Below are 24,701 nucleotides of genomic sequence, written 5' to 3'. Positions count from 1 at the left end.
TTTGAAAAGCCCTAAGCTAACGCTTAGGGCTTTTTCATATGTATAAATTAGAATTTTTTAGATCATTTCCTATTTTTCCTTCTCTTTACGTTTTTTTGCCGACCATTTTATCTTTTCCTTTCCTATCTATGGGCGTGTGCCGTAAGTCTGCGATAAAATTCTTATAACGGAAGGGGACTCTTTTTTGATAGGGTATTTGGTGTATTGAAACTAATAGTGGATGAGGCGTGCGGAAAAAAACCTATGCAATGAGATATGTTGCTGGCCAACCAGCTGAACGTATCTTCCCCCCAGGGGAAATTCATTATCCCGAGCAAACTCTACCGACAGGCTCATTGCTGTTGGAGGGGGATGTCTTACGTGTAATGGTGTGGAACATTTTCAAGCAGCAAAGGCTGGACTGGCTTTCCGTATTGCAGAATTTCGGTAAAGGTACTCAGTTAGTCCTGTTGCAGGAAGCACAAAGTACGCCAGACCTCATTCGTTTTGCAACCACTAACTACCTTTCTGCCGATCAGGTACCTGCAATTATCCTTCCACAACACCCATCAGGTGTGATGACGCTGTCAGCGGCCCAGCCAGTATATTGCTGTCCTTTACGTGAAAGGGAACCCTTGTTGCGTTTGGCCAAGTCCTCTTTGGTAACTGTCTATGCGCTTCAGAATGGCCAGAAGCTGATGGTTATCAATATCCATGCGGTTAACTTTAGTTTTGGTGTTGAGGTTTATACCAAACAACTCGCTGCAATTGGGGAGCAACTCGCACATCATCAGGGGCCGGCTATTATGGCTGGAGATTTTAATGCATGGAGTCAACAAAGGATCAATGCACTTAATCGGTTTGCGATAAGGATGGCGTTGCAGGAAGTGAGTTTTGTTGATGATCAACGGCGTAAAGCGTTTGGGCGACCGTTAGATTTCGTTTTTTACCGTGAGATGACCGTAAACCAGTCTTCTGTATTGGTGACTCAGGCCTCAGATCATAACCCACTGCTCGTCGAGTTTAGCCTGATTTAATCGCCATAAAAAAATAGCCCTCTACAAAAACTGTAGGAGGGCTGTTTTTCGTTGCTGATTCTAATACGACATTAAGAATCAGGTTTTATGTTGTTGCTAACATAAAGCGTCAGACGATCGCCTGGCTGTATGTTGGCATTCTTGTTGATGACCGTATTCCAGCGCATCACATCAGCGATATTTACGCCATGGCGTTTAGCAATACTTGCCAGCGAATCACCCTTTCGTACCTGATAGGTGATAGAGTCGCTATTGCTTGAAGCTTTAGCAACTTGCAGTGTCTGACCAACCTTGAGCGCACCAGCGCTACGCAAATTGTTCCAGTTCTGCAAATCTTTCGTGCTGACATTAAGTCGTGCCGCAATCGCCGATAAGGTATCACCTGAGCGTACCTTATACTGCTGTGACGCTGGCGTTGACTGCGTTTGCGCTAAACGTGTTGGTTGAACCGCTGCAATGTCGCCATCAGCCAGCGAATCTTTCAACTGCTCAACGTGAGCTTTAGGAACCATAATGTAATGTGGCCCATTTGGCGCGGTAACATTACGTTTATAGCCCGAGTTATAGCTCTTCAGCTTGTTCAACGACAGGCCAGCCATCTCAGCGGCTTGTGTCAACTCTATCTGTTGCCCCAGTTCCACCTTGGCTAATGCCCGGCTTTCATTGGGCTGTGGCAGATTTACACCGTATTTTTTGCTGTTTTTAAGAATGTCGCTCAAGGCCAGCATCTTAGGAACATAAATAGACGTTTCACGCGGTAACGCCAATGCCCAGAAGTTGGTTGATTTCCCTTTCGCTTTATTCGACTTCATCGCTTGCATGACACGCCCTTCGCCACTGTTGTATGCAGCAACTGTCAATAACCAGTCACCATCAAACATCGTGTTGAGCCGTTGCATCATATCCAGCGCAGCCGTCGTAGACGCAATCACGTCGCGACGCCCGTCATACCATTGGTTTTGTTTCAAACCATAATTACGTCCTGTGCCAGGGATAATCTGCCATAGCCCTGCGGCATTGGCGGATGATGTGGCACTTGGATCAAAAGCGCTCTCCACTATGGGTAGCAGTACCAGTTCCATCGGCATTTTACGTTGCTTAATCTGCTCGACTATCCAGTACATGTACGGCTCTGCCCGTAATGTTACATCGTGGAGATAGCTCTTATTCTTCAAATAACGCGTTTTTTGCTCGCGGATCCGGGCGTTATCCGGAACCTCCATCTTCAGCTCGTCGCCAATGAAGTTCCACAGATCTCGTTGCGCGAGACTATCGTCATCTAGCCATCGCGCGGAGGCCTCTCGACCATCTGTGTACTTTCCTGCTTCACTTTGACTTGCCGAAGACAAACTCTGTGCATGCTGCTTAGGTTGCGAGGTGTCATGAGGTGATACCTGACAACCCGCCAGCAAGACTGAGGCGATGATCATCGCTTTAGCCTTCATATGTTGGTCAATAGTTGCTTAAAAGACGAGCAAGGATACTTTGATTAGAGGAATAGCACAACCTAAACCTTCAAAAGCAGTCTTTCTTGCTACGTAGCATCTCAAAAACTTGCCAATTCTCTATATTTTCAGGTTCTTTTGATAATTTTCTTTTTAAATCAATCTCATGGCAGCGGAGAAATAGATTGATTCTTCTCTCCAGAGCTAGTGTTGTTGGCAGACTAGACTGCGATTTTTCTCGTATCTGACTGATTTTATGAAGATAAGATTCAATATCTGGATCTTCAGGCCATATGGTATTAGAAAATCTTAAGTTTGATAGCGTGTATTCATGAGCGCAGCACACCAGCGTATCGTCAGGAAGCTCTGCTATTTTTTTAATTGATTCATACATTTGCTTTGGATTTCCTTCAAATATACGACCGCATCCCGCTGAAAATAGCGTATCGCCACAGAACAAAAATGGCGCATTATAGTAGGCAATATGACCAGATGTGTGTCCTGGAACCTCAATTACAGAAAATTCCGAATTTAACAAAGCGACGGTATTTCCTTCCTCTAATAAGTAGGTTGCGCCGCATTTCGCAGTTTCTTTCGGGCCGAAAACGGGCAAGTTAGGGTAATGATTGAGTATCTCGCGGACACCTCCCACGTGGTCGTTATGGTGGTGAGTGAGTAAAATTGCTTCGGGGAAAAGTGAGTTTTGATCGAGCGTATCAAGCACTGGGCTTGCTTCACCAGGATCGACGATAACACAGCGATTTGCTTTATTGCTCAATAACCAAATGTAGTTGTCCTGAAGTGCGGGGATACTGATAAGATTCATTCATCACCTCTTTTTGCTAGTAGCCTGGGGACGACAATAGAAGATGAAATCGGCACAAATCCCTCAGACCATTGTTGCACCTGATTCATGGGATGATATCACCTGCGGGCAATTTTATCGTGAGTCGCTTGAACAGGCCTTGTTGCCATGGTGGCCAAAACTCTTTGGCTTTCATCTTATCAAGGTAGGAGCGCTGAGTGCGGAAATCCACGTAACAGAGTGTGCGATTGCGCATCAGGTTAACGTTGCTCCACACGGTGATAATCTTCAGGTCATGGCTGATGCCTATCAATTACCCTTCTCTGAAAAGTCTATTGATGCCTGTTTGCTCGCTCAAACGCTCTCTTATTCATCGGATCCGCATCGTATTTTGCGGGAGGTTGATCGTGTCTTGGTGGATGATGGTTGGCTAATACTCAGTACGTTTAATCCGATCAGTCTGGTTGGTCTTGGCAAACTGATTCCCAAACTTAATAAAAAGCATCCCTATTGCAGTCGAATGTTCACTCAAATGCGTATCATGGACTGGCTGGGACTATTGAACTATGAGGTTATTCATCAGACCCATTTTCACGTTACGCCATGGCGAAGGAATAAAGGGAAGCTGAATAAACATATTCCGATGTTGGGGTGTCTGACACTGATTATTGCCCGGAAGCGAACAATTCCACTAACGTTCACGCCGATGAGAGCACGATTGCGGAAAGCATCTGTGCGCCGCACGGTGGGCGCAACAAAGATATATCGAAGATGAGGCACGCGCCTCATATGATTTACTCCGCCTGGTAGCCGGTGTCATCAAGTGTTGGTGCAGTGGCAGCAGCGCGAGCCAGTTCATCACAGCGTTCGTTTTCCGGGTGACCTGCGTGCCCTTTTACCCATTCCCAGCGCACTGAATGGCGCTGAATCGCGGTATCTAGTCTTTTCCAGAGATCGACATTTTTGACAGGCTTTTTGTCGGCTGTTTTCCAACCACGCTTTTTCCAGTTATGAATCCAACTGGTGATTCCCTGGCGAACATATTGGCTGTCTGTGCTGAGTATAACGTCACAGTCGGTGGTCAGTGTTTCAAGCGCTGCAATGGCGGCCATTAGTTCCATTCTGTTATTCGTCGTAAGACGATAACCTGCACTCAATGCTCTTTCGTGCTGCTTGTAGCGCAGCAGGGCGCCATAACCGCCGGGGCCGGGATTACCGAGGCAAGATCCGTCGGTGAAAATTTCTACCTGTTTGCGCATCTCTGGTAGACTCTCCCTCATGGTAAAAACGGCAAGTCTGACATAAACGAAAACGATGAGCACTGAAATTACGCGACAAATCGTCCTGGATACAGAAACCACCGGTATGAATAAGCTGGGGGTCCACTACGAAGGGCATAAAATTATCGAGATCGGTGCGGTCGAAGTTATTAACCGCCGCCTGACTGGCCGCCATTTTCATGTTTATATCAAACCCGATCGTTTAGTCGATCCCGAAGCGTATAACGTACATGGTATCAGCGATGAGTTTCTTGCTGATAAACCGACATATGCTGATATCGCAGATGATTTTCTCGATTTTATCCGTGGTGCGGAGTTGGTCATTCATAACGCGACGTTTGATATCGGCTTTATGGATTACGAATTCCGGTTGCTGAGCCGGGATATTCCCAAGACGGAGACGTTCTGTAAGATCACCGATAGCCTGTTTATGGCACGGAAGATCTTTCCCGGTAAGCGAAACAGTTTGGATGCGCTCTGCGATCGCTATTTGATAGACAACAGCAAGCGTACGCTGCACGGCGCATTGCTCGATGCCGAGATTCTGGCAGAAGTTTATTTGGCGATGACCGGTGGCCAAACTTCCCTGACCTTTGCGATGGAGGGGGAAGCGCAGCAGCAGAATGAGAATAGCGAAACGATCCAAAGAATTGTCCGTCCACAATCGGCGTTAAAGGTACTCTATGCCGATGAGGCAGAGTTATTAGCGCATGAACAACGACTGGATCTGATTGCTAAAAAAGGGGGGAGTTGCCTGTGGCGAGCGGAATAACACAGCCGAAGTATCGTCCTTTACATGGCAAAACGGATAAGTGGATTATATCCCTGGTGAGATAGTAGTTAGTAAGATGAAATTATAAGCAAACAGAAACGGTTAGTTATAAAAAGCATTGACGTAATAGTGCCATCATCTTAGTATTCACACCGCTCAGTGAGCACGAGTGGAGCGGTAGTTCAGTTGGTTAGAATACCTGCCTGTCACGCAGGGGGTCGCGGGTTCGAGCCCCGTCCGTTCCGCCACTTATTGAAGACCCTGAATCAGCAATGATTCAGGGTTTTTTCATTTCTGGTTCTTATAGAAAAAAAGAGCTGCGGAAAATAGCGTATAGAAAAAATGGCCACCCAGAATGCGGTGGCCATTTTTTTAGAAATCCCAATCTTCGTCTTCGGTGTTCACGGCTTTACCGATCACATAAGACGAACCGGAGCCAGAAAAGAAGTCGTGGTTCTCATCGGCATTTGGCGATAGCGCCGAGAGAATCGCGGGATTCACATCCGTCATGCTGGCGGGGAACAGCGCTTCATAGCCCAAATTCATCAGTGCTTTGTTTGCGTTGTAGTGAAGGAATTTCTTCACATCTTCTGTCCAGCCCACGCCGTCATAGAGTTCCTGCGTATACAGCACTTCGTTGTCGTACAAATCCTGTAGCAGGTCGTAAGCGAAGTTTTTTACCTGCTGTTGGCGTGCGGGATCGGCCTTCGCTAATCCTCTCTGGAATTTGTAGCCAATGTAGTAGCCGTGTACGGCTTCGTCACGGATGATTAGTCGGATCAAATCCGCCGTGTTGGTAAGTTTGGCGCGGCTTGACCAGTACATCGGCAGGTAGAATCCCGAGTAGAACAGGAATGACTCCAGAAACACGCTGGCGACTTTCTTCATCAACGGGTCGTCACTGCGATAGTGCGACAGAATAATGTCGGACTTTTTCTGTAGCGCCGGATTCTCTTCACTCCAGCGATAAGCATCGTCCACTTCGCTGGTCAGGCACAGCGTTGAGAAAATAGAGCTGTACGAGCGAGCGTGCACGGCTTCCATAAAGCTGATGTTAGACAGCACGGCTTCTTCATGCGGCGTTACCGCATCGGGCATTAGCGTCGGCGCACCTAGCGTATTTTGGATGGTGTCCAGCAATGTCAGACCGGTGAAAACACGAATCGTCAACTGACGCTCGCGGGCATTCAACGTACTCCATGACGGAATATCGTTCGACAGCGGCACCTTTTCCGGCAGCCAGAAATTAGACGTTAGCCGGTTCCAGACTTCCAAATCTTTGTCGTCTTCAATTTTGTTCCAGTTAATCGCCTGGACGCGAGTGAGTGCGGTCATGCTTCGATTTCCTTCCGCGATGGCTTATAGCGCACAGGACACACAGCCCTGAACTTCGGTGCCTTCCAGCGCCATCTGCCGTATGCGAATGTAATAAATAGTTTTAATACCTTTGGTCCAGGCATAAATCTGCGCTTTATTGATGTCACGCGTGGTGGCGGTATCGCGGAAAAATAGCGTCAGCGACAGCCCCTGATCGACGTGCTGCGTTGCGGCGGCGTAGGTGTCGATGATCTTCTGCGGCCCGATCTCATAGGCATCCTGGTAATACTCCAGGTTGTTGTTGTTCATATAAGGGGCAGGGTAGTAGACGCGACCGATCTTGCCCTCTTTACGAATTTCAATGCGTGACACAATCGGATGGATACTGGACGTCGAGTGGTTGATATACGAAATCGAACCGGTCGGTGGAACAGCCTGCAAGTTCTGGTTGTAAATACCGTGCGCAATAACGGATTCGCGCAGCGCTGCCCAGTCTTGCTGGTTAGGAATATGGATGCCCGCCTGTTCAAACAGTTCACGCGCGCGGGCGGTTGTCGGCTCCCACTGCTGTTCGATGTATTTATCAAAATACTCGCCTGTGGCGTATTTGGAGAGCTCAAACCCGGAAAAGCGCTGATTACGTTCTATCGCTAGCGCGTTCGATGCCCGAATTGCGTGGAAAGCGACGGTGTAGAAATAGATATTAGTGAAATCGACGGCTTCTTCTGTGCCGTAAAAAATACGCTCTTTCGCCAGATAGCCGTGCAGATTCATCTGCCCTAAACCAATCGCGTGCGATTCGTCGTTGCCTTTTTCGATAGATGGCACAGAACGGATGTGGCTCATATCGGAAACGGCGGTCAGCGCACGGATCGCCATTTCAACCGTCTGTCCGAAATCCGGCGAGGCCATCGCATTGGCGATATTCATCGAGCCGAGGTTGCAGGAGATGTCTTTGCCAATGTGGCGGTAGCCGAGATCGTCGTCGTACAGGCTGGCGTCATTGACCTGTAAAATCTCAGAGCACAGGTTACTCATATTGATGCGGCCGTGAATCGGATTCGCGCGATTCACCGTATCCTCAAACATCATGTAGGGATAACCGGACTCGAACTGGATTTCGGCGAGAATCTGGAAGAATTCGCGGGCCTTAATTTGGGATTTACGGATGCGCTTGTCGTTTACCATTTCATGGTATTTTTCGGTTACGCTAATTTCTGACAGCGGCACCCCGTAAACCTGCTCGACATCATAAGGTGAGAACAGGTACATCACCTGATTATTCTTCGCCAGTTGGAACGTGATATCGGGAATGACCACACCTAAAGACAGCGTCTTGATACGGATTTTCTCATCGGCATTTTCCCGCTTGGTATCCAGAAAACGCAGAATATCTGGGTGGTGGGCGTTGAGGTACACCGCACCTGCGCCTTGACGTGCGCCCAGTTGGTTGGCGTAGGAGAATGCGTCTTCCAGCATTTTCATGATGGGAATAATGCCGGACGACTGGTTTTCGATACGCTTGATTGGTGCGCCGGTTTCGCGGATGTTGCTGAGCATGAAGGCTACGCCGCCGCCGCGTTTTGAAAGCTGAAGCGCGGAGTTTATCGCTCGACCAATCGACTCCATATTGTCTTCGATACGTAGCAGGAAGCAGGAAACCAGCTCACCGCGCTGTTTTTTACCACAGTTGAGAAACGTGGGCGTGGCGGGCTGAAAGCGTCCGCTGATGATCTCGTCGACCAACGCGCTAGCTAGTGCGGTGTCCCCTTTGGCGAGGGCCAGCGCTACGAGGCAAACACGATCTTCATAGCGTTCCAGATAACGTTTGCCGTCAAAGGTTTTGAGCGTGTAGCCGGTGTAGTACTTGAACGCGCCCAGAAAGGTTTGAAAGCGAAATTTGTGAGCGTAGGCTTGTTGGAAAAGACTCTTGATGAAATCGAAGTGATATTGGTCCAGTACTTCTGCTTCGTAGTAACCTTCTTCAACTAAATAACGCAGCTTTTCTTCCAGATTGTGGAAGAACACGGTGTTCTGGTTTACATGCTGTAGGAAATAACGGCGTGCCGCGAGTTTATCCATCTCGAACTGGATATTTCCCTCCGCGTCGTAGAGATTCAGCATGGCGTTCAACGCATGGTAATCGAGTGAGTGGGCATCCGCGTCGGTTTTGGTTGCCTTTGCACTCACGTGGTCTGTTGTTGCCAAAATTCAGTTACTCCCTTACGCACATTTGCAACGTCTTCTGCCGTGCCGAGCAATTCAAAGCGGTACAGGTAGGGCACCTGACATTTCTGCGCTATGATGTCACCGGCGATGCAGTACGCTGCACCGAAATTGGTATTGCCTGCGGCAATCACGCCACGCAGATAAGCGCGATTGTGCGGATCGTTGAGAAAGATGATGACCTGACGCGGCACAGCCCCTTTCGGACTGCCTCCGCCGTAGCTGGGGACAACCAGAATATAGGGGCGATCAACTTTCAATACAGGCTGTTCTGTCGCAATCGGTATTCTTAGGGCTGGTAAACCAACCCTGGAAATGAAGCGATGCGTGTTTTCCGACTGGCTGGAGAAATAGACCAGCGGGTTCATATTGCCTCCCTTACTGCAATTGCAGGGCGGCGTTCAGAGTACTGATCTTATCTGGGCGGAAGCCGCTCCAATGGTCATCGGCCGTCATCACGACGGGCACCTGCTGATAGCCCAACGCTCTTACCTGCTGTAACGCCTGTTCATCTTCAGTTAAGTCCACCAGTTGATAGTTAATTCCTTGCTTATCCAGCGCACGGCACGTGGCGTTGCATTGAACACAATCTGGCTTAGTGAAAATAGTAATACGCATGATTCGTATTTACCCTTTGGCGTGAAAGAAGTATGTCGGAACGGCTATCTTCAGGGTGTGTTCACCCGAACCGATCCACTGGGTAGCGACCCGTTACGTGAGGGCTACACAAAGAATACTAGATGTGGACATTTAAAATTTCAACCACACAAGATATATGATTTTTAGTTGACCTTATACAAATTCACGCGAACCCAGATGTGGCAAGGCTGTTAGAGAATGCAAGTAAAAAATGCAGAAAGAAATAAATGTGATACGCATCATTTTTGACGAAATAGTGTGCGAAGAAATGAAAGGGAGAGGTGGGAGATGGAAAGTGCTGCTTTTACCCGATCCGAATAGAGCAGTGATTCGGGTTGATGACAATGTCTGATATTAGGGGAAGCACGGTGATGAGGTTCCCGTAGGGATACCTCGCACCGTGATAGCCCCGGGTATCTCCGATCTCGGTTTACCAAAGGCAGCATCGCTGCCTGAGGCGATCGATTACAGGACGGGCAGGTTTCTGCCGTAATAGATTTCCTGCATTTCGTGATATAGCAGATCGGTAATCCTCTTCCGTTCGGCAGTGCTGAGTTCTTCAGGACTGACGTTGAATAGGTAATGCTTGAGGTCGAAGTCTTTCAATAACATCTTGGTATGAAAGATATTTTCCTGATACACATTCACGTCCATCATGTGATAGAGCGATTTCATATCCTCAGACATGAAGTTTTGGACTGAGTTAATCTGATGGTCGATAAAATGCTTTATCCCATTGATATCACGAGTGAACCCCCGTACGCGATAGTCGATGGTCACAATATCGGATTCGAGCTGGTGGATGAGGTAGTTCAGCGCTTTTAGCGGTGAGATTACGCCACAGGTAGAAACTTCGATATCTGCGCGGAAGGTGCAAAGTCCGCCTTCGGGGTGGCTTTCCGGGTAGGTATGAACGCAGATATGGCTTTTATCCAGATGCGCAACGACGGAGTTAGGCAGCGGCCCTGGGTGTTCTGAGGTATCCACGTCACGTGGATCGATGGGTTCTTCGCTGACCAGAATGGTTACGCTGGCACCTTGTGGGTCATAGTCTTGACGTGCGATGTTAAGGACGTTGGCACCGATAATTGAGCAGGTTTCGGTGAGGATTTCTGTTAAACGATTAGCGTTATATTGTTCGTCGATATAGGCGATGTAACCATCGCGATCGTCGGCCGTTTTGGTGTAACAGATATCGTAGATACAAAAACTCAGGCTTTTCGTCAGGTTGTTAAAGCCGTGTAGCTTCAGCTTGTGCAATTTACGTCACCCCCTTGTGGCTGTGTGATTACCCTAAGTGATGGATTATCGCGCATTCTGTAGCGCACTTAACAGATACTGCGGCAGGGCAAAGCTGCCGATGTGAACATCAGGCGTGTAATAGCGACAGCTTATACCTGATTGCGAAAAACGCTGGCGCAGCGTTGCGGCGTCTAGCTGGCGTAGTGCCGGGTTATTGCTGGCCCAGGCGAAAGTCATAATGCCGCCGTAATACGTCGGGATAGCCGCCTGATAAAAGCTGACATCATGGAAATAATGGCTGAGTTTTTTATGGCTGCCGACGGCTTCATCCTGTTGTAGGAAACAGACACCATTCTGGGCGACAAAAATTCCGCCTTCGTTCAGGCAACGGGCACAACCCTGATAGAAATCGGAGGTGAACAGGCTTTCGCCGGGGCCGATAGGGTCGGTGCAATCGGAAATAATGACGTCAAACTTTTCGCTGCACTGTCTGACGAAATTTACGCCGTCATCAATCACCAGGTTAAAACGCGGGTCGTCATAGCTACCAGCGCTGTGGTTGGGCAAATATTGGCGACAGAATTCCACCACGCCAGCATCGATCTCTACCATCGTGATCTGTTCGACGCCACGGTGTCGGCTGACTTCCCGCAGCATGCCGCCATCTCCGCCACCGATAATCAGTACGCGTTTGGCATTGCCGTGTGACAGAAGGGGAACGTGGGTGAGCATTTCGTGATAGATGAATTCATCGCGCTCGGTGGTTTGCACCACGCCGTCAAGCGCCATCACGCGACCTAATGCGTCGTTTTCAAAGATGATGAGATCTTGATGATCGGTCTTCTCGTGATACAGCACCCGATCAACCGAAAAATACTGGCCAAAGTTGGCATGTAGGGTTTCATACCAAATTTCTTTCTGGGACATGTTAGGGCTTCCTCCGCGATAACAGCCATGAAAATTGGCGCGCCATCATAGCCGACTCTTTTACCGCTTGCACGGTCAAATTTCAGTCAGTGCGGAGGAAGAGGGAGAATTACTGTGCGTAGGAGAGCAGACCGAGTGAATTGCGTGCCAGAGACTGACATTTCTTCGGTGTCGGGATCGCAATGTTACTGAGATCGCGATAGCTGTCTTCACCCATTGCCGTCATGTCGTAAGCGTTGTAGTTGCTGAGATCCCAGCGATTCTGCTGAGCAAATGCAACTAGCGTCCGACGAATCTGTTCATTCGGCAGATCTTGATAGCCACAGTGGTTTTTCAAATAGACAAAGATCGCGGTCAGATCGGCCAGATCTTCCGCTTCAAATTCATTCAGCGCCTTACTGGCGGAAGAGAAGCTCATCAGGCTTAGCAGGAGCAGAGCCAGCGCAGAGTTTTTCATGGTTGAACCTGTTCCAAATATCGTCAGATGACGTTATCACAGATATCCCATGGGGTTCCAAGTTTTCTTACGGGAAACATCTGATATCCCCCGTTATTCTGCAAGCTGCATGTGCGTTGGTTTTGTTATTGGACTCATTCGTTGCCCTCTCTCTGACGGGATCGCGCTTTGCGTGGTGCAAAATACCCACGCTTTGCTCCGCCACTCGAATTATTTAGAGAATAGCGATAAAGAATAAGTGCCAAGAAGAAAGAAAGTTAGTGAGTATAATTTGTTGAAATTAATAATATTTATTTGGATTGTCTTAAGTGGTGAAAACCATCTTGGGTTAATCGCAGGATTAGAGCCTATTTATCGCTGTTTGATACGATGACGCCGCTGTCAGGCTCTGTTATTAATAACAGAGATCTCACCCAATACAGTTTTTATTCTATGATCTCCGGTGTCTGGCGCGTCAGTAGTTGGTTGTTGGCGGGACTGTTGCTGCTTCCTTTAGCAACGGTTTTTTATCAGGCTTTTTTTGCCGACGGGCTGGGATTTACCCAACTGTGGCAAATCGGTTTACCTACCTATCTGATACATTCTGCGGTCATCGTGATGGGTACGCTTTTCTTCAGTCTACTGTTTGGTTTGCCTTCAGCGTGGTTTATCGCCATGTACCGCTTTCCTGGCCATCGCGTGTTGCAATGGGCGCTTTGCCTGCCGCTTGCTATGCCTGCTTTTCTGCTCGCTTACCTTTATACCGATGCGTTACGGCATCTGTTCCTGTTGTTAAGGGAAGGAGGGTTGTGGATAGCATCGCTATGGGGAGAATCCCATGCTGCTGAGCTACCTCTTTCACTCGGCTGTGTGAGTTTGATACTGGCGCTGGTGTTGTATCCCTACATTTACCTGTTGGTGCGCGAAGCGCTGGTGAAACAGCCCGCCAGCCTCATCCATTCGGCCCGTTTACTGAATCAGACTCGCACTCAGGTATTCCGACGCTTATGTTTGCCCATTGCGCTGCCAGCTATTGCCTGTGGTGGCGCGCTAGTGATGGTCGAGACACTGGGCGATTATGGTACCGCGTCTTATCTGGGTATCCCAACTATGACAACGCAGGTGCTGGATATCTGGCAGATGCAGGGTGATGTAGGGGCGGCTGCGCGTCTTGGGGTCTTGATTCTGCCCGCGATTTTTCTTTTGATGTTTTTGGTTAATCTTTGGCGTCGGAAGCAAAAAATTTATCAAGCTCAGGCAAATTCCCCTCTGGTAGTACCGCCTGTGTTGAGCGGGTGGCGTAGCAGGGTGGTTCGCAGTTATTGCTGGGGAGTTGTTTGTCTGTCGTTCCTGCTCCCTGTACTGTATCTGTTATTTCTGGCTCTCCGGCACATGATGTCGATATGGGATATGGTGTTCCTCCACGCGGTAATGAATAGCCTGTTGGCATCTGCGACGGCGACCGCCATCATTACGCTAATGGCGTTGTCGTTTATCTTCTACACGCGCACGGCTGGCGTGTTTGCCAATCAGACGCCAGTTCGGTTGGTTAGTTTGAGTTTTGCCTTACCTGGCGCGGTACTGGCCGTAGGGCTGTTTACCTTGTTGTCGCTGGTGGATAACGGGATTAATTTGCTTGCCAGTGCTGCCGGGCTCCCTACTGCGGATGCTTTGCTCGCAGGCTCGCTATTTATTCTCATCCTTGCCTATAGCGTTAAATTTGGACGCTTGATGTTGGACAGTCTTGAACGCAGCATGGAAGCCATCCCAAGATCGTTGGATAGTGCGAGTCTCGTGCTGGGAGCTTCTCCCCTCAGTCGCTGGTCACGCGTGCATATTCCGCTGTTGCGCCGCAGTATCTTCATCGGTGCGTTGCTGATCTTCACGGAAAGCATGAAAGAGCTGAATGTGTCGCTGCTGCTGCGTCCTTTTGGGATTGATACGTTGGCAACGTATGTTTTTCGCTTTACGGCGAGTGAGCAGATTGCGTCATTTGCTTTTCCAGCGCTGGTGTTAGTCGCTGTAGGGCTGATACCGGTTTTCTGGCTGAATCGCGCACTGAATATAAAAGGATAATCACATGGTTGCGTCGATAGATATTCTTAGCGTTCAGGCGGTAAGTTGTACGTTGCAGCAGACCCCCGTGTTGGAGAACATCTCATTTGCCGTGCGCGATGATGAGACTATCTGTCTACTGGGCAGGAACGGCAGCGGTAAAACGGCGTTATTACAGGCGATCGCGGGCTTGCTGCCGATTACTCAGGGCAAGATCTTGCTGGAGGGAGAGCCCATCAGCTCACCGCAGGAATACGTCTTGCCTGAACGGCGTCAGGTTGGGCTGATTTTTCAGGACTACGCGCTTTTTCCGCATCTGACCGTTGAAGGCAATATTGCATTTGGTTTATATGGCCGCCCGGAAAGTGAGGTGAAGCCAATCTGTGCGGAGATGCTGGTGCTCTTGCAACTGGATGATGTTGCTGCGCGTTATCCACATGAGCTCTCTAATGAACAGCAACAGCGTTTGGCCATTGCCCGTGCGCTGGCCTGTGAACCGAAACTGCTGCTGCTGGACGAGCCATTTCCAGGACTGGACAGCCAGACTCGCTATCGCCTGATCACCGAGTTACGACAGGTTCTCAAACAGCGTCATGTCGCGGCGGTTTTTGCTACGCACAGTAGAGAGGATGCGTTTGCCTGTGCCGACCATCTGATCTTGCTTGATGAAGGGAAGATAGTGCAGCAGGGTTATCCATCCGAGTTGTATCATCGCCCGAATAGTCGCTTTGTGGCTGATTTTATGGGGAATACGAACTATTTGCCCGTGAAAATCATGAGCGACCATCAATGGCAGAGCCCATTGGGCGATCATCTCGCGACACATCCACTCAATCAGTCAATCGATTCGCAGTGCGACTGGATGGTGCGCCCGGCAGACGTGGCATTGGCGCTCGATCCTGATGGCCCAGCCTCGATCGAAGATCGATTGTTTATGGGCACATCAAACTTGTATCGGGTGAAACTGGGAGAGTTGATGCTGCTGGTGCAGACCGGCAACTGGTTTGAACCAGGGCAGCAGGTGCGTTTAAGTATTAAGACGGATCCTCCGGTTTTGTATCCTGCTTTACCGGCCGTCAACAGCACGGCTGAAGATCCTGAGAAAAAATGATTACGCCTCTGAGTGCAGATCTGATGCAGGTATGAGCCAGGCGCTGTTGTGTTTTTCAAACCCTAATTTCGGGTAGTAATCCACCGCCAGCGGTGCGGCCAGCAAAATGATTTTGCAGCCTTTTTCCAACTGCTGAGCGGTTTGTTGAATGAGCTTTTTTCCTATCCCCACATGCTGACAGTCGTCTGACACCGCCAGATCGGACAGATAACAGCAGAAATGAAAATCTGTCACGCTACGTGCGATGCCAACCAGCGTTTCTCCTTGCCATGCGGAAACCAGCAGGTTGGCGTGCTTAAGCATACCTGCAATCGCCGTCTCATCATCCAGCGGGCGGCGTGGCCCCAATGAGGTTTTTGCCAACAGCTCAATGAACTGCTGGCTGGAAAGCGGGGCGTTCACTTTGTAGCAAACATCCACGGGTGGTGTGCTCATGATGTCTCCTTCATGGTGTGGTTTCTGATATACTTCGCGCGCCTGGGCACTGCCCAGACTGATTTAAACGTCAGCATTGGCGCATCATCGGGAATGAGTCTGTCATTTTGTCGATGGTGCTGAATACCTTACTTCAAAGAGTTATCAGTATGATGAAACATACCGTGGAAGTCATGATTTCTGAGCAGGAAGTGATGGCGCGGGTTACCGAACTGGGGCAACAGATCAGCGAACACTACCGTGATAGCGGCAGCGATATGGTGCTGGTGGGGCTATTGCGCGGATCGTTTATCTTTATGGCCGATCTATGCCGAGCGATCGATGTCCCTCACGAAGTGGATTTCATGACGGCATCCAGCTATGGCAGCGGTATGAACAGTACGCGCGATGTTAAAATTCTGAAAGATTTGGATGAAGATATTCGCGGTAAAGACGTATTGATCGTTGAAGATATTATCGATTCGGGTAATACATTGAGCAGAGTGCGGGAAATTCTGCAACTGCGTGAGCCGAAATCGTTGGCTATCTGTACGCTGCTGGATAAACCAGAGCGCCGTGAAGTAGCGGTGAAAGTGGAGTGGGTTGGGTTCTCGATCCCTGATGAGTTCGTTGTGGGTTACGGCATCGACTATGCTCAGCACTATCGTCATTTACCTTACGTCGGCAAGGTTGTTCCGCAAGAATAACGGTCAAGGTAAGGCTGATGCCGTGAACGACGCCCAGCGAGTGGGCGTCAGGCAGTGGATCAAGGCAGTGACGAAATCGCGCGGCGATAACGCTGTTCCAGCGTCTCCCGGTTGGTCGCAGTCACTTCCAGATCGCGCAGTCGGCCATCCTGAATACCGTAAACCCAACCGTGGATCGTGACTTTCTGCCCGCGCTTCCAGGCGGACTGCATGATCGTCGAGTGGCCAAGGTTATAAACTTGCTCGACAACGTTGATTTCACAGAGCGTGTTCAGTCGCTGTTCAGGAGGCAATTCCCCCAGCAGCGAACTATGCTTGTACCACAAATCACGAATATGCAGCAGCCAGTTATTAATCAAACCCAATTCTGGGTTTTCCACCGCCGCCTGAACACCGCCGCAGCCGTAGTGACCGCAGATGATGATGTGCTCGACTTCGAGAACTTCGACGGCATATTGCACGACAGACAGGCAATTGAGATCGGTGTGAATAACCAGATTTGCGACGTTGCGGTGAACAAACAGTTCACCAGGCTCAAGGCTGGTCAGACTTTCCGCAGGTACGCGACTGTCCGAGCATCCAATCCATAGAAAACGGGGTCGTTGTGCCTGCGCCAGACGTTCAAAATAGCCAGGATCCTCTTCCACCATCGTTTTAGACCAAAGTTGGTTGTTCGCGATGAGCGTTTCAATTTCTTTCATGAAAGTAAATGACCTGTAACAAACAAGGGGCAGTGGGGAGTAATATAAGGCAACATGCGTCGTTTGAAAAACGATAGTTTATACTCGTCATACTTCAAGTTGCCTGTGCGTTGGCTGCGCTACTCGGCCCACTCGCGTGGACCTCGCCCCGTAGGGATCGCTGCAAGCAGCGTTCAAATCTGCCTCTGGCAGATTTGTCAGTCACCCGAATCACTTACCTGAGTAAGCTCATCGGGATGAAATGAGAGACATCCTGTCTCTCACCGGAGGCCAGCCGTTGGCTGGACAAATTCGTTCCCGACGAATTTGTCCTTCTCTTGCCGCCTGCCTGAAACTTGAATTATTTAGAGTATTTATTTGTCACACTTCGAATCTGTAGAACTCACTGATAATAAGGCAATCCATTTCTTATGACATATGCACTGGAACTGGCGCAACTCACCAAAACTTATCCGGGAGGCGTCAAGGCGTTACGGGGAATCGACCTGAACGTGGAAGCGGGGGATTTCTATGCGCTACTGGGGCCGAACGGCGCGGGAAAATCAACCACGATAGGGATTATCAGCTCGTTGGTGAATAAAACCGCCGGTAAAGTTCGCGTCTTTGGCTACGATCTTGAGTTGGATAAAGTGAATGCGAAGCGCCAACTGGGATTGGTTCCGCAGGAGTTCAACTTCAATCCTTTCGAAACGGTATTACAGATTGTGGTTAATCAGGCCGGTTACTATGGCGTGAAACGTCAGGATGCGTTGCAGCGTGCCGAAAAATACCTGAAACAGCTGGATCTATGGGAGAAACGCAGCGAAAAAGCGATGATGTTGTCCGGTGGGATGAAGCGTCGCCTGATGATCGCACGTGCGTTAATGCATGAGCCCAAACTGCTGATTCTTGATGAGCCAACTGCGGGGGTAGATATCGAACTACGCCGCTCCATGTGGGGCTTTTTGAAGGAACTGAACGCGCAGGGCACCACGATTATCCTGACGACGCACTACCTGGAAGAGGCGGAAATGCTGTGCCGCAACATCGGGATCATTCAGCGCGGGGAACTGGTGGAAAATACGTCGATGAAGCAGCTTCTTGCTCAGTTGAAGTCCGAAACGTTTATTTTCGATCTGGCGGCAAAAAGCCCGCTACCACAGCTTGAAGGTTATACGTTCCGCCTGATGGATACGTCAACGCTGGAAGTAGATGTGATGCGCGAGCAAGGCCTGAACGCGCTATTCAGCCAGCTAAGCGCGCAAGGGATAACAATATTAAGTATGCGTAATAAAGCTAACCGGCTGGAAGAGCTGTTTGTCACGTTGGTTAATGGGGACGGGACGAACGGTAAGGGAGAAAAAGCATGATGCATTTGTATTGGGTGGCGCTACAGAGTATTTGGGTCAAAGAAGTGACCCGATTTGGCCGGATCTGGATTCAGACGCTGGTGCCGCCAGTGATCACCATGACGCTGTACTTTATTATTTTCGGCAACCTGATCGGTTCACGTATTGGTGAAATGCACGGTTTCACCTACATGCAGTTTATCGTACCGGGCCTGATTATGATGGCGGTGATTACCAACGCCTATGCCAACGTAGCCTCTTCCTTCTTCAGCGCCAAATTTCAGCGCAATATTGAAGAGTTGCTGGTCGCGCCAGTGCCAACTCATGTGATTATTGCGGGGTATATTGGCGGGGGGATCGCGCGTGGCGTGTGCGTAGGGGTTCTGGTAACGGCGGTGTCGCTGTTTTTCGTCCCGTTGCATGTGCATGCCTGGTGGATCATCGTTCTGACATTGCTACTGACGGCGACGCTGTTCTCGCTGGCGGGATTACTGAATGCGGTGTTTGCGAAAACCTTTGATGATATCAGTCTGATCCCAACGTTTGTATTGACGCCGTTGACCTATCTGGGTGGCGTGTTTTACTCGTTAACGCTGTTACCGCCCGTCTGGCAGGCTATTTCTAAACTGAACCCAGTGGTGTACATGATTAGCGGTTTCCGCTATGGCTTCCTCGGAATTCAGGATGTGCCGCTGTTGTTCACGATGTCGGTGCTGATTGCCTTTATCGTGGTGTTTTATCTGCTGGTTTGGTGGTTGATTGAACGCGGACGTGGGCTGCGGACATAGTTTGTCAGTTATATATAGCTTGATGAGAAGGCGGTGGTAACACCGCCTGAGGTTGCTGACAGCGAGAGTAACGGATAGATCGTAAAGACGCTGTGAATACATCCTTGTACGCTCGGCTTGCGCCATCCCTGGCGCAAACGCTTTACTCTTCTATTCCGTTACTCCCGTTTTCATTCAGTAAATAGGTTTGTCAATGGCCTGAGGCGGTGGTAACACCGCCTTTTGCTTATCGATAAAGCGATCAGGCGACCTGAACCGGAATCGCTTTGGCTTGACGTTGTAGTTCGTTCTCACCAGAGAAATAAGCAACCTTGGGGTTGTGGCTTCTGGCTTGTTCGTCTGACATCTGCACGTAGGAACAGATAATCAACTTGTCGCCCACACAGGCGCAGCGAGCGGCGGCACCGTTCACAGAGATAATGCGTGAGCCTCTTTCGCCTGCAATGGCGTAGGTAGAGAAACGCTGACCATTATCAACGTTATAGATATCAATCGCTTCGTATTCCAGAATACCTGCGGCATCCATAAAATTCTGATCGATGGCGCAAGAGCCTTCATAATGCAAGTCAGCCTGAGTTACTTTGACCCGGTGCAGCTTGCCTTGCAACATGGTACGTATCATCGCTTTGTTACCTCGGTTCATACAGTCAAATCGACCTGGTAGTTATCAATCAATCTGGCCTTGCCTAACCAGGCAGCCATCAAAATCACTGCGCGTGTACTGGCAGCACTCAGCGGTTGCAGCGTATCAGCATCGCGGATAAACAGTTCATCTGGCGTAAAGCCTGCTTCGCGCAATTTCTCTGCCGTTTGTTCCAGCAATGTATCTATCTGGCGATCGCCGTTGTCTAACTGCGCTGAAAGCGCCATCATCAACTGATAAAGTATCGGTGCCAACTGGCGTTCCTCAGCACTGAGATAGCCATTGCGTGAACTTAATGCCAAACCGTCTTTTGCACGCACAATAGGGACGCCGACGATATCAATGTCATAGCCCATATCGCGAACAAGCTGCCGAATCAGCGCTAACTGCTGGTAATCTTTCTCACCGAAGCAGGCTAAATCCGGCTGTACCAGATTGAACAGCTTGCTGACGATGGTAGCAACCCCTCTGAAGTGGCCGGGACGGCTGGCGCCTTCCAACATGGAAGACAGGCCTGGCACATCGACAAACGTTTGCGATTCCAGTCCATTCGGGTATATCACATCCGGGCTCGGTGCGAAAACCAGATCGGCACCACGGCGGTTCAATTTTTCGCAGTCTTCCTGCAATGTCCGGGGGTAGCGGGCTAAATCATCTGGCCGCTCAAACTGCATGGGATTGACAAAAACGCTGACAATAACGATGTCTGCGCGTGCTCTGGCTTCATCGACCAGCGTCATATGCCCGTCGTGTAAATTACCCATGGTGGGAACCAAAGCAATGCGTTTCCCTTCCTGACGCCAGCGACGGACTTCGCGGCGCAGCAGTAGAGGGGTTTCAATAATCAACACACCCGTACTCCTTAAAAACAGTCTGATTAGTGGAATGCGCGTTCTTTAATGGAACGAATGCTCTTCGGCTGGATAGATACCTTGTTCGACTTCTTGTGTATACAGGCGTACCGCGGCGCGGATGTCACCGCTTTGCGCCAGAAAGTTCTTGGCAAATTTAGGCGTGCTGTCACCGGTAATGCCGAAGGCATCATGCATGACCAGAATCTGCCCGTCGGTAACATTGCCAGCGCCAATACCGATCACCGGGATCGATAGCGCTTCTGTTACACGTTTGGCCAGCGCGACAGGTACGCATTCCAGTACGAGCAACTGCGCACCGGCTTCTTCAAGCGCGAGTGCATCGGCCAGCAGTTGATTAGCGTCGCTTTCACTTCGCCCCTGAATTTTATAACCACCGAAGATGTTAACGGATTGCGGCGTCAGACCCAGATGACCGCAAACCGGCACGGCACGTTCGGTCAACATTTTTACCGTTGGGGCAAGCCAACTTCCACCTTCCAGCTTCACCATATTCGCACCGGCACGCATCAGTTCTGCCGCCTGACTGAATGTTTGTTCCGGCGTGGCGTAGGTCATAAATGGCATATCGGAAAGAACCAGAGCCAGCGGAGCACCACGGCGGACGCACTGAGTATGGTAAACGATGTCGTTTGTAGTTACGGGCAAGGTGGAATCGTGACCTTGTACGGTCATTCCCAGAGAATCACCCACCAGCATCACACGAATGCCTTGTTCAAAAAACAAACGAGAGAAGCTGGCGTCGTAAGCCGTTATCGTAGCGAATTTTCGCTGCTCTTGTTTCCATTGGCGCAAGTGGGAGATAGTCGTCGGTTTCATGACGGTCTTCCTATGTCAATAGGGCGAAGAATTGAGGGGAACATTCTAATGTAAGCCGACGTGTAGCGATATAGCCGCCATGCTTCAATCTGCCTGTATGTTGGCTTTATTATGGCTCAGACGGGATGGCTGTTGTCCCACAATGTCAGACCGTTGCGGTTGACATGGGTTAACCGGCGGGCGAGTGTTTCGCCGTCGGGGAACGTCAGTTCAGGCGTGATTTCCGCGAGCGGGTAGAGCATGAATTCGCGATTTTTCATGTCGTAATGCGGCACGGTCAGGCGTTCCGTCTGGATAGTGGCATCTCCGAACAGCAAAATGTCCAGATCCAACGTGCGTGGACCCCAGCGGTGCGCCTTGCGCTCTCGACCTTGTTCCAGTTCTATAGCCTGTGTGCAATCGAGCAACGATTCTGCGGCTAATGCGGTTTCCAGCTCAACGACGGCATTAAGATAATCTGGCTGATCCTGCGGACCAAGCGGACGACTACGGTAAAACGAGGAGCAGCGTACGACGCGAGTCTGTGGAATCGCATCCAGCGCAGACAGTGCAGCGCGTACCTGTTGTAAAGGCTGGGCAAGATTGCTGCCCAGCGCCAGATACACGCGTGTCATCAGGCTTGATCCCTACGGGCTGTCGTCGGTTTACGCGGCCGACGAGGACGGGAGCGACGATGTGGTGTCGGGCCATCATCCAGCGATCTAAGCATATTTTGCTGACGCGGTGGCGCGGCGACCTGGAATTCTCCCCACCATTGAGCCAGACGCAGCAGCTCCTGATGATTTTCAATCTCGGCGCGCAGGCAAAGCAGGTCATACGCGGCGCGGAATTTAGGATGTTCCATCAGTTTATAAGCGCGTTTACCCTGACGGCGAGACAGGCGCGTTTGCAGTTGCCAAATATCGCGGACTAACGAGGTAATACGCTTAGGAATGGCCAGAGAACGACACTGTTCATCCAGTACATCGTTCATCGCCAGTGAGAATGCATCAAAGTAGGCCAGACCGCTTTCCTGAGCCAGCTTTTGTGCATGTTCAATCAGCGGATACCACAGCATTGCGGAGAACAAAAATGCTGGATTCACCCGCATATCGTTTTGCAAACGCTCATCGGTGTTTTTCAACACTTGAGCAACCATACGCTCCAGCGTGGAATCACCGTTTGGTGTGAAATAGCGGCTCAGCAGCGGGAAAAGCGGCTGGAACAGCTGATATTCGCACAGCATTTTATAGGTTGGATAGCCGTAGCCTGACTGAAGCAGCTTCAGCGATTCTTCAAACATCCGCGCCGCAGGAATATCGTGCAGCAGTGCAGCCAGACGAGGAATCGGTTCGGCGGTTTCCGGGCTGACGGTCATGTTCAGCTTGGCGGCAAAACGGACGGCGCGCAGCATCCGCACCGGATCTTCACGGTAGCGCGTTTCAGGATCGCCAATCATACGAATAACACCCTGACGCAGATCGTTCAGGCCATTGGTATAATCGCGTACGCTGAAATCAGCAATGCTGTAATAGAGGCTATTGATCGAGAAATCACGACGCTGGGCGTCTTCTTCAACTGAACCAAAGATGTTGTCGCGTAGCAGCATGCCGCTCTGAGCCTGCTGAGAAGAATTTTTGGTTTCTTGCTGCTCCTGATGCTGCTCGTGGTGACCACGGAATGTAGCAACTTCAATCACCTCGGGCCCGAACATGATATGTGCGAGACGGAAACGGCGCCCTACCAAACGACAGTTGCGAAATAACTTGCGCACCTGCTCGGGCGTAGCGTTAGTGGTGATATCAAAATCCTTCGGCTTTTTGCCCAGCAGCAGATCGCGTACGCCGCCGCCAACCAGATAAGCTTCGTAGCCCGCTTTGTTCAGGCGATAAAGTACTTTCAGCGCGTTATCGCTGATGTCACTGCGTGAAATAGTATGTTGGTCACGCGGGATTACCGTCAGATGCTGACGCGGTTCCTCTGATTCGACCATTTCGTTCTCACGATTCAGTACTTTACGACAAAAATTAGCAACTCGGGAAAAGATAATACACCTCGATAGTGATGGATAAATCAACGGCACAACAAAAACTTCCGGAAGACATTTTTGACGTCACCCCGGCGACGGCCTGCAAAAATGACGGTCAAGGATGGCGCGTCACGAAAAATAGCGGCTAATCATAGCTCACCAATGCCCCTTTGAGAATGCCGATGTGATCGCGGACGCGTTTATTGCCGCCTGTAACGGGACGACATCAAGCGACCAATGCGCGACAGACCATGCCAGAAGTGAGGAAAGCGTCATTTCTTGCCCATTTTCCGGCAGTGGTTGATTTAAAAATTGCAGCGCAGCAAGCAGCACGGGACGTGGATCGCTGTCCGGCAGTGCCGGGGCGTGATTCTGTTTGGAAAGTTTATTTCCCTCGGTATTCAGAACCAGCGGCAGATGAACATAGGTGGGGATCGTATAATCTAACTGTTGATAGAGCGAAATTTGCCGAACTGTCGGTTCGATAAGATCGGCACCGCGCACGATCTCCGTAATACCCTGATCGTTATCGTCGATGACCACCGCGAGATTATAAGCAAACAGTCCGTCACGGCGGTGGATAATAAAATCCTCCTGAGCGAGAGCCTGGTCGGCATACAGATCGCCACGTAATTTATCGTGAAAGTGAAACACTGGCGTCGTTTGCCGCAGGCGTAGCGCGGCGTTGTCGGCGGGCAGGTTGCGTGTCCGACAATAGCCGTCATAGTGCCCACCCAACTGCTGAATACGGCTACGCGTACAGGTGCAGTAATAGCTCATTCCCTGCTGTTGAAGCTGATGAAGAATTTCACGGTAACGCGCATGTCGTTGTGACTGATAAACCACATCGCCGTCCCAGTGCAAACCGTAGTGTTCTAACTGTGCAAGTATTCGGGAAGCGGCTCCGTGAATTTCCCGTGGAGGATCGATGTCTTCAATACGTACCAGCCAGCGCCCTTGTTGAGAACGAGCCTGAAGGTAACTACCCAGTGCGGCGATCAGTGAACCAAAATGCAGGTCACCAGAGGGAGAGGGAGCAAAACGCCCGACATAACGATGAGTTTCGGTAAAATGATTAATTTCAGTAGCGCGATCGGTTACAGACATAAGAGATTAGTGCTATCTCGTCAGTGTTTTATCCAGACAGAAG

At 50.0% G+C, this 24,701-nt stretch carries 26 protein-coding genes and 1 tRNA gene; 9 read left to right on the top strand and 18 right to left on the bottom strand.

The features are described 5' to 3' along the window. Nucleotides 1-227 precede the first annotated feature (227 nt). Entirely contained in the window at nt 228-1,016 is a 789-nt protein-coding gene (locus CLR69_RS22345) for an endonuclease/exonuclease/phosphatase family protein (protein ID WP_129710257.1), read from the top strand. Between the two features lie 71 nt (nt 1,017-1,087). Here CLR69_RS22345 and mltD read toward each other — a convergent pair whose 3' ends face one another. Together mltD and gloB are read right to left on the bottom strand one after the other, a co-directional pair. Then, nucleotides 1,088-2,461 (bottom strand): murein transglycosylase D, encoded by a 1,374-nt coding sequence (gene mltD, locus CLR69_RS22340; RefSeq protein ID WP_129710255.1) that lies wholly within the window; start codon nt 2,459-2,461, stop codon nt 1,088-1,090. A gap of 70 nt (nt 2,462-2,531) precedes the next feature. Continuing rightward, nucleotides 2,532-3,287 (bottom strand): hydroxyacylglutathione hydrolase, encoded by a 756-nt coding sequence (gene gloB / locus CLR69_RS22335; RefSeq protein ID WP_129712042.1) that lies wholly within the window; start codon nt 3,285-3,287, stop codon nt 2,532-2,534. 43 nt (nt 3,288-3,330) lie between these two features. Between gloB and CLR69_RS22330 the strand changes: the two genes are divergently transcribed. Next, complete coding sequence (locus CLR69_RS22330; RefSeq protein ID WP_129712041.1) at nt 3,331-4,041, top strand: class I SAM-dependent methyltransferase; 711 nt, start codon at nt 3,331-3,333, stop codon at nt 4,039-4,041. Nucleotides 4,042-4,060: 19 nt separating this feature from the next. Here CLR69_RS22330 and rnhA read toward each other — a convergent pair whose 3' ends face one another. Continuing rightward, nucleotides 4,061-4,627, bottom strand: coding sequence for a ribonuclease HI (gene rnhA / locus CLR69_RS22325; RefSeq protein ID WP_165345969.1), 567 nt, complete (start codon nt 4,625-4,627; stop codon nt 4,061-4,063). Here rnhA and dnaQ point away from each other — a divergent pair. Beyond that, the gene (gene dnaQ / locus CLR69_RS22320; RefSeq protein WP_129710247.1) at nt 4,581-5,318 is read left to right on the top strand and encodes a DNA polymerase III subunit epsilon; all 738 of its coding nucleotides are present in this window, start codon (nt 4,581-4,583) and stop codon (nt 5,316-5,318) included. The two genes, rnhA and dnaQ, sit on opposite strands and share 47 nt — an antisense overlap. A gap of 171 nt (nt 5,319-5,489) precedes the next feature. Further along, a tRNA-Asp gene (locus CLR69_RS22315) sits at nt 5,490-5,566 on the top strand. Nucleotides 5,567-5,690: 124 nt separating this feature from the next. On the opposite strand, the gene nrdF is transcribed toward CLR69_RS22315, so the two are convergent. The 7 genes from nrdF to CLR69_RS22280 form a co-directional block, all read right to left on the bottom strand. Continuing rightward, entirely contained in the window at nt 5,691-6,653 is a 963-nt protein-coding gene (gene nrdF, locus CLR69_RS22310) for a class 1b ribonucleoside-diphosphate reductase subunit beta (protein ID WP_015841298.1), read from the bottom strand. A 24-nt stretch (nt 6,654-6,677) separates the two neighbouring features. After that, complete coding sequence (gene nrdE / locus CLR69_RS22305; protein ID WP_129712039.1) at nt 6,678-8,843, bottom strand: class 1b ribonucleoside-diphosphate reductase subunit alpha; 2,166 nt, start codon at nt 8,841-8,843, stop codon at nt 6,678-6,680. Continuing rightward, nucleotides 8,822-9,229, bottom strand: a complete 408-nt coding sequence (gene nrdI / locus CLR69_RS22300) for a class Ib ribonucleoside-diphosphate reductase assembly flavoprotein NrdI (protein WP_129712038.1) — start codon at nt 9,227-9,229, stop codon at nt 8,822-8,824. Before nrdI ends, nrdE begins: the two co-directional genes overlap by 22 nt. Before the next feature lie 10 nt (nt 9,230-9,239). Beyond that, the gene (gene nrdH / locus CLR69_RS22295; protein WP_014916295.1) at nt 9,240-9,479 is read right to left on the bottom strand and encodes a glutaredoxin-like protein NrdH; all 240 of its coding nucleotides are present in this window, start codon (nt 9,477-9,479) and stop codon (nt 9,240-9,242) included. A 486-nt stretch (nt 9,480-9,965) separates the two neighbouring features. Next, entirely contained in the window at nt 9,966-10,760 is a 795-nt protein-coding gene (gene speD, locus CLR69_RS22290; RefSeq protein ID WP_129710241.1) for an adenosylmethionine decarboxylase, read from the bottom strand. Between the two features lie 45 nt (nt 10,761-10,805). Then, nucleotides 10,806-11,669 (bottom strand): polyamine aminopropyltransferase, encoded by an 864-nt coding sequence (gene speE / locus CLR69_RS22285; protein WP_129710239.1) that lies wholly within the window; start codon nt 11,667-11,669, stop codon nt 10,806-10,808. A gap of 109 nt (nt 11,670-11,778) precedes the next feature. After that, a complete protein-coding gene (locus CLR69_RS22280) occupies nt 11,779-12,126 on the bottom strand; it encodes a YacC family pilotin-like protein (protein WP_129710237.1) in 348 nt (115 codons plus the stop codon). A gap of 432 nt (nt 12,127-12,558) precedes the next feature. Between CLR69_RS22280 and CLR69_RS22275 the strand changes: the two genes are divergently transcribed. Together CLR69_RS22275 and CLR69_RS22270 are read left to right on the top strand one after the other, a co-directional pair. Then, the gene (locus tag CLR69_RS22275; protein ID WP_242451677.1) at nt 12,559-14,181 is read left to right on the top strand and encodes an ABC transporter permease; all 1,623 of its coding nucleotides are present in this window, start codon (nt 12,559-12,561) and stop codon (nt 14,179-14,181) included. Nucleotides 14,182-14,185: 4 nt separating this feature from the next. Next, entirely contained in the window at nt 14,186-15,271 is a 1,086-nt protein-coding gene (locus CLR69_RS22270; RefSeq protein WP_129712036.1) for an ABC transporter ATP-binding protein, read from the top strand. On the opposite strand, the gene CLR69_RS22265 is transcribed toward CLR69_RS22270, so the two are convergent. Beyond that, a complete protein-coding gene (locus tag CLR69_RS22265) occupies nt 15,272-15,706 on the bottom strand; it encodes a GNAT family N-acetyltransferase (protein WP_129712035.1) in 435 nt (144 codons plus the stop codon). It abuts the gene before it with no gap. A gap of 152 nt (nt 15,707-15,858) precedes the next feature. Between CLR69_RS22265 and hpt the strand changes: the two genes are divergently transcribed. Then, the gene (gene hpt, locus CLR69_RS22260) at nt 15,859-16,392 is read left to right on the top strand and encodes a hypoxanthine phosphoribosyltransferase (protein ID WP_011094841.1); all 534 of its coding nucleotides are present in this window, start codon (nt 15,859-15,861) and stop codon (nt 16,390-16,392) included. A gap of 59 nt (nt 16,393-16,451) precedes the next feature. Here hpt and can read toward each other — a convergent pair whose 3' ends face one another. Beyond that, nucleotides 16,452-17,093: a carbonate dehydratase gene (gene can / locus CLR69_RS22255; protein WP_010280785.1), complete on the bottom strand. Its 642-nt coding sequence runs from the start codon at nt 17,091-17,093 to the stop codon at nt 16,452-16,454. Between the two features lie 410 nt (nt 17,094-17,503). On the opposite strand from can, the gene CLR69_RS22250 reads away from it, so the two are divergent. Continuing rightward, entirely contained in the window at nt 17,504-18,442 is a 939-nt protein-coding gene (locus tag CLR69_RS22250) for an ABC transporter ATP-binding protein (RefSeq protein ID WP_129712034.1), read from the top strand. Further along, nucleotides 18,439-19,209 carry an ABC transporter permease gene (locus CLR69_RS22245; protein ID WP_039307158.1) on the top strand — a complete coding sequence of 257 codons (771 nt, stop codon included), beginning with the start codon at nt 18,439-18,441 and terminating at the stop codon, nt 19,207-19,209. The genes CLR69_RS22250 and CLR69_RS22245 overlap by 4 nt, the downstream gene beginning before the upstream one ends. 241 nt (nt 19,210-19,450) lie before the next feature. On the opposite strand, the gene panD is transcribed toward CLR69_RS22245, so the two are convergent. The 6 genes from panD to gluQRS form a co-directional block, all read right to left on the bottom strand. After that, nucleotides 19,451-19,831: an aspartate 1-decarboxylase gene (panD, locus tag CLR69_RS22240; protein WP_129710261.1), complete on the bottom strand. Its 381-nt coding sequence runs from the start codon at nt 19,829-19,831 to the stop codon at nt 19,451-19,453. 17 nt (nt 19,832-19,848) lie between these two features. Further along, on the bottom strand, nt 19,849-20,703 hold the full coding sequence (gene panC, locus CLR69_RS22235; protein WP_129710227.1) for a pantoate--beta-alanine ligase: 855 nt from the start codon (nt 20,701-20,703) through the stop codon (nt 19,849-19,851). A 45-nt stretch (nt 20,704-20,748) separates the two neighbouring features. After that, the gene (gene panB, locus CLR69_RS22230) at nt 20,749-21,543 is read right to left on the bottom strand and encodes a 3-methyl-2-oxobutanoate hydroxymethyltransferase (RefSeq protein ID WP_129710225.1); all 795 of its coding nucleotides are present in this window, start codon (nt 21,541-21,543) and stop codon (nt 20,749-20,751) included. Nucleotides 21,544-21,659: 116 nt separating this feature from the next. After that, nucleotides 21,660-22,157: a 2-amino-4-hydroxy-6-hydroxymethyldihydropteridine diphosphokinase gene (gene folK / locus CLR69_RS22225; RefSeq protein ID WP_129712033.1), complete on the bottom strand. Its 498-nt coding sequence runs from the start codon at nt 22,155-22,157 to the stop codon at nt 21,660-21,662. Beyond that, the gene (gene pcnB / locus CLR69_RS22220; protein WP_207104608.1) at nt 22,157-23,569 is read right to left on the bottom strand and encodes a polynucleotide adenylyltransferase PcnB; all 1,413 of its coding nucleotides are present in this window, start codon (nt 23,567-23,569) and stop codon (nt 22,157-22,159) included. Before pcnB ends, folK begins: the two co-directional genes overlap by 1 nt. Nucleotides 23,570-23,707: 138 nt before the next feature. Next, nucleotides 23,708-24,658 (bottom strand): tRNA glutamyl-Q(34) synthetase GluQRS, encoded by a 951-nt coding sequence (gluQRS, locus tag CLR69_RS22215; RefSeq protein WP_129712032.1) that lies wholly within the window; start codon nt 24,656-24,658, stop codon nt 23,708-23,710. Between the last annotated feature and the right edge of the window lie 43 nt (nt 24,659-24,701).

It is taken from the genome of Pectobacterium zantedeschiae (genome assembly GCF_004137795.1).
Lineage (GTDB): Bacteria > Pseudomonadota > Gammaproteobacteria > Enterobacterales > Enterobacteriaceae > Pectobacterium > Pectobacterium zantedeschiae.
The sequence above is the reverse complement of the archived record's forward strand: the minus strand, read 5'-3'. Positions and strand labels throughout refer to the sequence as shown.

Bases quoted from the DNA above. Each gene is read 5' to 3' on its own strand.
- mltD (WP_129710255.1), bottom strand. From the start codon at position 2,461: ATGAAGGCTAAAGCGATGATCATCGCCTCAGTCTTGCTGGCGGGTTGT.
- gloB (WP_129712042.1), bottom strand. From the start codon at position 3,287: ATGAATCTTATCAGTATCCCCGCACTTCAGGACAACTACATTTGGTTA.
- CLR69_RS22330 (WP_129712041.1), top strand. From the start codon at position 3,331: ATGAAATCGGCACAAATCCCTCAGACCATTGTTGCACCTGATTCATGG.
- dnaQ (WP_129710247.1), top strand. From the start codon at position 4,581: ATGAGCACTGAAATTACGCGACAAATCGTCCTGGATACAGAAACCACC.
- nrdF (WP_015841298.1), bottom strand. From the start codon at position 6,653: ATGACCGCACTCACTCGCGTCCAGGCGATTAACTGGAACAAAATTGAA.
- nrdI (WP_129712038.1), bottom strand. From the start codon at position 9,229: ATGAACCCGCTGGTCTATTTCTCCAGCCAGTCGGAAAACACGCATCGC.
- nrdH (WP_014916295.1), bottom strand. From the start codon at position 9,479: ATGCGTATTACTATTTTCACTAAGCCAGATTGTGTTCAATGCAACGCC.
- speE (WP_129710239.1), bottom strand. From the start codon at position 11,669: ATGTCCCAGAAAGAAATTTGGTATGAAACCCTACATGCCAACTTTGGC.
- CLR69_RS22280 (WP_129710237.1), bottom strand. From the start codon at position 12,126: ATGAAAAACTCTGCGCTGGCTCTGCTCCTGCTAAGCCTGATGAGCTTC.
- CLR69_RS22275 (WP_242451677.1), top strand. From the start codon at position 12,559: ATGATCTCCGGTGTCTGGCGCGTCAGTAGTTGGTTGTTGGCGGGACTG.
- CLR69_RS22270 (WP_129712036.1), top strand. From the start codon at position 14,186: ATGGTTGCGTCGATAGATATTCTTAGCGTTCAGGCGGTAAGTTGTACG.
- CLR69_RS22265 (WP_129712035.1), bottom strand. From the start codon at position 15,706: ATGAGCACACCACCCGTGGATGTTTGCTACAAAGTGAACGCCCCGCTT.
- hpt (WP_011094841.1), top strand. From the start codon at position 15,859: ATGAAACATACCGTGGAAGTCATGATTTCTGAGCAGGAAGTGATGGCG.
- can (WP_010280785.1), bottom strand. From the start codon at position 17,093: ATGAAAGAAATTGAAACGCTCATCGCGAACAACCAACTTTGGTCTAAA.
- CLR69_RS22250 (WP_129712034.1), top strand. From the start codon at position 17,504: ATGACATATGCACTGGAACTGGCGCAACTCACCAAAACTTATCCGGGA.
- CLR69_RS22245 (WP_039307158.1), top strand. From the start codon at position 18,439: ATGATGCATTTGTATTGGGTGGCGCTACAGAGTATTTGGGTCAAAGAA.
- panD (WP_129710261.1), bottom strand. From the start codon at position 19,831: ATGATACGTACCATGTTGCAAGGCAAGCTGCACCGGGTCAAAGTAACT.
- panB (WP_129710225.1), bottom strand. From the start codon at position 21,543: ATGAAACCGACGACTATCTCCCACTTGCGCCAATGGAAACAAGAGCAG.
- folK (WP_129712033.1), bottom strand. From the start codon at position 22,157: ATGACACGCGTGTATCTGGCGCTGGGCAGCAATCTTGCCCAGCCTTTA.
- gluQRS (WP_129712032.1), bottom strand. From the start codon at position 24,658: ATGTCTGTAACCGATCGCGCTACTGAAATTAATCATTTTACCGAAACT.